The organism is Rhodocyclus purpureus, assembly GCF_016653115.1.
Taxonomy (GTDB): domain Bacteria; phylum Pseudomonadota; class Gammaproteobacteria; order Burkholderiales; family Rhodocyclaceae; genus Rhodocyclus; species Rhodocyclus purpureus.
The window spans coordinates 98938-105269 of record NZ_NHRX01000012.1 but is presented as its reverse complement, the minus strand read 5'-3'; the positions used below and the strand labels follow the sequence as shown (position 1 = coordinate 105269).

At 62.1% G+C, this 6332-nt stretch carries 9 protein-coding genes; 7 read left to right on the top strand and 2 right to left on the bottom strand.

Translation table 11 applies throughout. The features are described 5' to 3' along the window. Positions 1-85: 85 nt before the first annotated feature. Positions 86-247 (bottom strand): hypothetical protein, encoded by a 162-nt coding sequence (locus tag CCR84_RS02105; RefSeq protein WP_201209285.1) that lies wholly within the window; start codon positions 245-247, stop codon positions 86-88. A gap of 224 nt (positions 248-471) precedes the next feature. Here CCR84_RS02105 and CCR84_RS02100 point away from each other — a divergent pair, with 224 nt between their 5' ends. The 7 genes from CCR84_RS02100 (at position 472) to CCR84_RS02070 (ending at position 6046) form a co-directional block, all read left to right on the top strand. Then, positions 472-816 carry a hypothetical protein gene (locus tag CCR84_RS02100; RefSeq protein ID WP_201209284.1) on the top strand — a complete coding sequence of 115 codons (345 nt, stop codon included), beginning with the start codon at positions 472-474 and terminating at the stop codon, positions 814-816. Positions 817-1008: 192 nt separating this feature from the next. Next, positions 1009-2031: a GSU2403 family nucleotidyltransferase fold protein gene (locus CCR84_RS02095; protein ID WP_201209283.1), complete on the top strand. Its 1023-nt coding sequence runs from the start codon at positions 1009-1011 to the stop codon at positions 2029-2031. A 458-nt stretch (positions 2032-2489) separates the two neighbouring features. Beyond that, positions 2490-3086, top strand: coding sequence for an aldo/keto reductase (locus CCR84_RS02090; protein WP_338052547.1), 597 nt, complete (start codon positions 2490-2492; stop codon positions 3084-3086). 385 nt (positions 3087-3471) lie between these two features. Next, positions 3472-3813: a type II toxin-antitoxin system RelE/ParE family toxin gene (locus tag CCR84_RS02085; RefSeq protein ID WP_201209282.1), complete on the top strand. Its 342-nt coding sequence runs from the start codon at positions 3472-3474 to the stop codon at positions 3811-3813. Beyond that, the gene (locus CCR84_RS02080; RefSeq protein WP_201209281.1) at positions 3810-4097 is read left to right on the top strand and encodes a helix-turn-helix domain-containing protein; all 288 of its coding nucleotides are present in this window, start codon (positions 3810-3812) and stop codon (positions 4095-4097) included. Before CCR84_RS02085 ends, CCR84_RS02080 begins: the two co-directional genes overlap by 4 nt. 497 nt (positions 4098-4594) lie before the next feature. After that, entirely contained in the window at positions 4595-5566 is a 972-nt protein-coding gene (locus CCR84_RS02075) for an aldo/keto reductase (RefSeq protein WP_201209280.1), read from the top strand. A gap of 75 nt (positions 5567-5641) precedes the next feature. Beyond that, positions 5642-6046, top strand: coding sequence for a RidA family protein (locus CCR84_RS02070; RefSeq protein ID WP_201209279.1), 405 nt, complete (start codon positions 5642-5644; stop codon positions 6044-6046). Between the two features lie 101 nt (positions 6047-6147). Here the strand turns inward: CCR84_RS02070 and CCR84_RS02065 are convergent. Then, positions 6148-6332, bottom strand: a 185-nt coding sequence (locus tag CCR84_RS02065) for a SirB2 family protein (protein WP_201209278.1), incomplete at its 5' end; no start/stop codon positions are given.

Genomic DNA, 6332 nt, shown 5'->3' with positions numbered 1-6332 from the left:
ATCGCCATCCTTTCGCAAAGTCGGCGATCAGTATGCAAGAAGTGGCCCGGAAGATTCAATCTGGGGGCAGGATTTGCGACTGGCATCACGCACGGTTCATGCTGAACGAGTTGTGTGTAACGCTATGCGTATAGCCCATGAGCCCTTCATTCGGCCCGTTACCTACCGGAATGATCGCCGTCTGCCGGCTTTTTTCGTCGTACACATAGACGTGGTAGCCGCGTTGAACCACTGTAGTGATCGCCATTTCTTCTCCTGGTTGATTCCACCCGATACTTCAGATGCCGCCAGTGGCTGGCATTTCGGAGACGAGGTTGATGGATGCAACATTGGACGCTCGATTTCACAGAGCGCTGCTCGAAGTCGACCAGGAGTTGGCTGCACAAAGTGCGTGCCCGAGGCTGTCCTCATTGCGGCGGCAAGTTGGACAGCGCGCAGTATCCGCGCCAGCCGAAGGGCTGACCGGCGGGGGTGGCAGAGATCGGCGGCGAGACGCGGCTGAGCTTTTGCTGCGCGACGTGCCGCCGGCGAACGACGCCGGGTCGCCTGACGGCTGCTACGGCGATGCCGCTGTGCGAGGCACTGATGGTGCCCAAACGCAGCTTGGAGCGCTGGCGCCGGTGGTGGCAACAGGATTTCGTCAAGACACCGCGGTGGATTCTCGGGCAGGCGCGGTTTATGCCGACCATTGATCCGCGGGAATTCCCCTGCGGCCTTCTGGAGCGCTTCCAAGGGGACGACTTGAGTGGGCGTCTGATGCACTGTTTCCGGTTTTTGGCGACCGACTGGCAACTGCGGCGCGATCATCTTGCGTGAGGGTCGACGACTTTCCGCAGAGAATGACGGGCCTGCAATAAAGAAGGGATGCTTAGGTTCAGGCGAGCCTCAGACAAGCTCGGCCAACGACAGGACGAGTCAGCTAACGCCACCACAGCGACGCACAAGAATCTTGTTTATAAAAGAGTTTTCCTGTTAAATTGAAAAACATAAAGAAACAGGAAAACTGCCATGCAAGCCCTCGACCACCAGCAACAACTCTTCATGGTCGAATCCGGGCAGATCTACCGCGCCTGGATCGATGCATTGCGCCACGCCCGCGGCTATCGTTACGGCATGCGCTGGACGAGCAGCAAGGGACGGCAATACCTTGTCCGACTGCACGACGCGCGCGGCAACGGCAAGTCACTCGGCCCGCGCAGCGCCCAGACCGAAGCACTATACGTATCATTCAGCGAAGGGAAGGTCCGCGCGGAGGAACGGCTGCGCTCGCTGGTAAAGCGCCTCCAAGATCAGGCACGCCTGAACCGCGCCGCCCGGCTCGGGCGTCTGCCCAACATAGTTGGCGACATCGTTCTCGGTCTGGCCGCGGCAGGCCTCGATCGCGACTTCTGCGTCGTCGGCACACACGCCATCTACGGCTACGAAGGAATGGCCGGTGTGCATTGCCGCATGGACCTGCTCGCGTCGGGCGATGTCGACCTGCTCTTCGACCCGCGCCGGCCCTTGCGTCTCGTCACCGCCAAGCTTGACGAAAGAGGACTGCTCGGCCTGCTCAGGCGTATCGACTCCAGTTTTCAGGCGCTTGCCGATGAGCCGTTCAGGGCCGCCAACGACAAGGGCTTCATGGTCGATCTCATTGTCCCTGAGCGCGATCTCCGCGAAACAACGCCGGTCACCTTCGGCAACGAAGACTTGGTCGCCGTGGAAGTACCCAACCTGCACTGGCTCGTGAACGCACCCAAACTCGAAGCAATCGTCATCTGTGCCGACGGGCGCCCGGTGCTGCTGCGCGTTCCCGACCCGCGCGCCTTCGCGCTGCACAAGGCTTGGCTCTCCGATCGCCGCGACCGCGAGCCGATCAAGAAGGGACGCGACCGTGCGCAAGCGCTGCTCGTCACCGAATTGCTGCTGAAGCACCTGCCGGCGCTGCCCTTCGATCCTTCGCGGCTGCGTTTCTTCACTGCCGAGATGCTTGCCGCCGCCCGTCACGCGCTCGAACGCGACAGCGCCATCGTCCTGCCCGGACTTTAAGCGTCGTCGCGAACCCACAGGCCGTAATTCCGATGACGTAATGAGTGGCAAGCTTGCTGGCTCCCCAGCACTCGCCGTTCGTGGCCATACTGGCATCACCTTCTCCCGCCGGATCAGCATGATGTCACGCCGAGCCAGGAGCAGTTGATCGGCGAGTAGCTCTCCTTGGAAGAATTCTTGTCTCGGCTGGTTTCGGAAAGTCGATGCAGGGAAGGCCTTCTGGCCGCTGCGAGCCAGGATTTCCCGTGAGCCTTGCAGGACCTCACCTACCCTCAGCGGTGCCGTGTTGTTATCCCGAGCTCTGATTGGGGGCCTTATACTTGCTCTGACTCAAGCCCCCAACATCTTTCGTCACGCTCTCGCTCATAGATTACGTTCAATTCGGCAACACGGGCCTGCGCGTATCGCGCGTCGCCCTCGGCGGCATGACCTACGGCACGCCCGAGTCGCGGCTCTGAGTGCTCGACGAGGTGGCCAGCCGGCCCTTCATCAAGCAGGCGCTGGAACTGGGCATCAACTTCTTCGACACCGCCGACATGTATTCACTTGGCGTCGGCGAGGAGGTCATGGGCCGCGCGCTGCGCGATTTCGCCAGGCGTGACGAGGTGGTACTCGCCACCAAGGTCTTCTACCCGATGAGCGACCTGCCGAACGACCGCGGCCTCTCGCGCAAGCACATCCTGGCTTCGATCGACGCTTCTCTGAAGCGCCTCGGTACCGATTACGTCGACCTCTCCATCGCTCACCGTTTTGACCCGACGACGCCGATCGACGAGACGCTGGAAGCCTTCGACACCGTCGTCAGGAGCGGCAAGGCGTGCTACATCGGCGCCTCCTCGATATACGCCTGGCAATTCATGGCCATGCTGGCTCGTCAGCGCGAACTCGGCCTCGCCCGCTTCGTGTCGAGCTCGAATCACCCTATCGGCCGCGCCCGGTGGCCGGCCACGATTGAGATCGAGCGCCGCCTGCATTCAACCCCACGTCGTGATGGTCCGGGGCAAGCTTGCGGGGTCAGGTCTCGCATCGTTGCATCGATCACCCGACCATGCTGAGCGCGGTCGTCGAGCGAGTGGACACCGAGCGACCTCATGATCGCACCATAGCGATGGGCGCCGCTCGCAGAGGCCGCCAAGATCGCTGAATTGTGCTCTTGGCAGTCGGGAACCATAGCAGGCCCTGGAGATAGCGCTGACTCCGGGTGACCATCAGCGTGCAGCCTCGGATCGTCGTCTGCATTCACTCGCCGAATACGCCGTCATCGAGATGAATTTGCTAGCGGAATCGGTATTGTCACAATTCGAGACCTGCCCCGGACGCAGGACGCCATCGGGCACCGCTCGACGCAGCGACCGATGCAACAATGCGAGACCTGACCCCGCGCTGGTGTTTTCAGATATCTCCAAGCCTGAACCGTCCCATTGGATTATACTTCGAGCCATGCTGACCGTCGCTGAAGTGCCTGAATACATCCGCACTGCAGAAAAACTGCTGAGCGATGCCGAGCGGCAGGATGTCATCCGCTATCTTGCCGAACACCCCAAGGCCGGCGATCTGATGGAAGGCACCAGCGGCGTGCGCAAGTTGCGCTGGAGGCGAGGCGGCCAAGGCAAGAGCGGGGGCGTACGCGTGATCTACTATTTTCACGACGAGGAAATGCCTCTGTATCTGCTGACGCTTTTTGCCAAAGGCGACCGCGCCAATCTGACGAAGGCTGAGCGCAACGAACTGGCAGACCTCGTTGATCTGCTCGTCCAGGCATGGAGAAGGAAACGAACATGAGTACCGCATTCGACAGTATCAAGCGCGGCTTGCAAGAGGCCATCGCGCACGCCGAAGAGGCATCCCCGGAGACGCGTGTCCACCGCCCACGTCCGGTCGACGTCAAGGCACTGCGCGCCAAAATCGGCATGACTCAAGAGCAGTTCGCCTCACGCTTTGGGTTCTCGACGGCCACCTTGCGCCATTGGGAACGCGGAGACCGTAACCCGCACGGCGCGGCGCTGGTGCTGCTCAACGTCATCGATAGAAACCCGCGAGCAGTCATCGACGCGCTAAGCGCCTGACTTCACGACGTCAATTCGGGGACGCCCTACTCAATTCGTTTGCACAAAGCATGACGCCCCCCCCGAAATTCACGGCGTCCGCTAACCAATGCAACAATTCGAGACCTGACCCCGCACGCTGGCGAGAATTCACCGATTCGAGCACGCGCACTGACGGCAGCCTAATTCGGGGACGCGACTTCGGGGCAGCGATCCGGCCGCCGGGCATGCGCTGCCCGAATGGGCTTGAGGACGCACAGGGTCTCCGGCCGGCGGGTGGAATCACCTTGAAGGCATAACCGATGCGCGAGCAATCGAGTATATCGTCATTGGCGCGACTGCCCCTGCGCAACCCGCAATGGCCAGGCATGGCCGACCGAGTCTCCGTCATCAATGCAACAATGCGAGACCTGACCCCACGCGGAACTTGATGGAAAAAGGGACGTCACTGACTGACGTGCAGTCTTTATCGTTGAAAACGATCATCACCCCCAACATCTTTTGTCACGGTCTCGCTCATGGATTACGTTCAATTCGGCAACACTGGACTGCGCGTGTCGCGCGTCGCCCTCGGCGGCATGACCTACGGCACGCCCGAGTGGCGGCCCTGGGTGCTCGACGAGGTGGCCAGCCGGCCCTTCATCAAGCAGGCGCTGGAACTGGGCATCAACTTCTTCGACACCGCCGACATGTATTCACGTGGCGTCGGCGAGGAGATCATGGGCCGCGCGCTGCGCGATTTCGCCCGGCGTGACGAGGTGGTGCTCGCCACCAAGGTCTTCTACCCGATGAGCGACCGGCCGAACGACCGCGGCCTCTCGCGCAAGCACATCCTGGCTTCGATCGACGCTTCCCTGAAGCGCCTGGGTACCGATTACGTCGACCTCTACATCGCCCACCGTTTCGACCCGACGACGCCGATCGACGAGACGCTGGAAGCCTTCGACACCGTCGTCAGGAGCGGCAAGGCGCGCTACATCGGCGCCTCCTCGATGTACGCATGGCAATTCATGGCCATGCTGGCCCGTCAGCGCGAACTCGGGCTGGCCCGCTTCGTGTCGATGCAAAACCACTACAACCTGATCTACCGCGAGGAAGAGCGCGAGATGCTGCCGCTCTGCCGCCACGAAAGGATCGCCGTCACGCCATGGTCGCCGCTCGGCCGCGGCCTGCTCGCCGGCTCGCAGAAACTGCAGACCCGGCGGGCCGAGACCGACAAACTGGCGCGTCAGTGGTACGACCAGACGGCGATGGAAACTGCAATCGTCGGTGCCGTCGAGCATGTGGCCAAGGCGCGCGGCGTACCGATGGCGCAGGTGGCGATTGCCTGGGCGGCATCGCGCCCCGGCATCACGGCGCCCATCGTCGGCGCTTCGAAGCCGCATCACCTGGCCGACGCCGTTGCCGGCGTCGAATTGCAGCTGACCGCGGAAGAGGTCGCCCTGCTCGAATCGCCCTATCGGCCGCGCCCGGTGGCCGGCCACGATTGAGATCGGCCAATTCCGGGAGGTCAATAAGTATGACGTCCCCGGAATTGACACAATGACCCACCGAGGAGCACGACTATGAGCGACAGGCAAGCGATCATCCCGCCGGGGATGGAGGCCGTCTACAGGGACATTCACTACGCGCCGGCCGTCCGCGTCGGCAGGACGCTGTACATCTCCGGCCAGATCGGCCGCAATGCGCAGATGCAGCTGGTCGAGGACAAGGAAGCGCAGTTCGTCCAGACCTTCGAAAACCTGAAGACCGTACTCGACGCGGCAGGCGCGAGCTTTGCCGACATCGTCGATGTGACCAGTTTCCACACCGACATGCGCGATCTGCCGCTCTACATGAAGGTGCGCGACCGTTACTTCACCGGCAACTACCCGGCCTGGACGGCGATCGGCGCCGCACAGCTGTGCGGCGCCCCCGGTTACTTTCTCGAAGTGAAGGCGGTCGCCGTGCTGCCCGAGCCCGGCTGCTGATCAGCCAACTCCAGGGAAGCAGGACGCGGCGAGCACCATCGCGCCTCTTGACACAACGATCGATGCAACAATTCGAGACCTGACCCCGCGCCCTGTAACGATCAATGCAACAGACCTGAGCCCATGCCCGACAACCATCCCCAAGGCTGGCGAGTGTGAGCGATCGAGACCATGGTCAGGACGCAGGCCAGCGCGGCGAAGAAGAAGGCGGTGCGTGCCGAGTGCGTCCGCGCGCGTTTGAGCGCGTAGGAACCGAGGACGACATAGACCGGCAGCAGCAGCAATT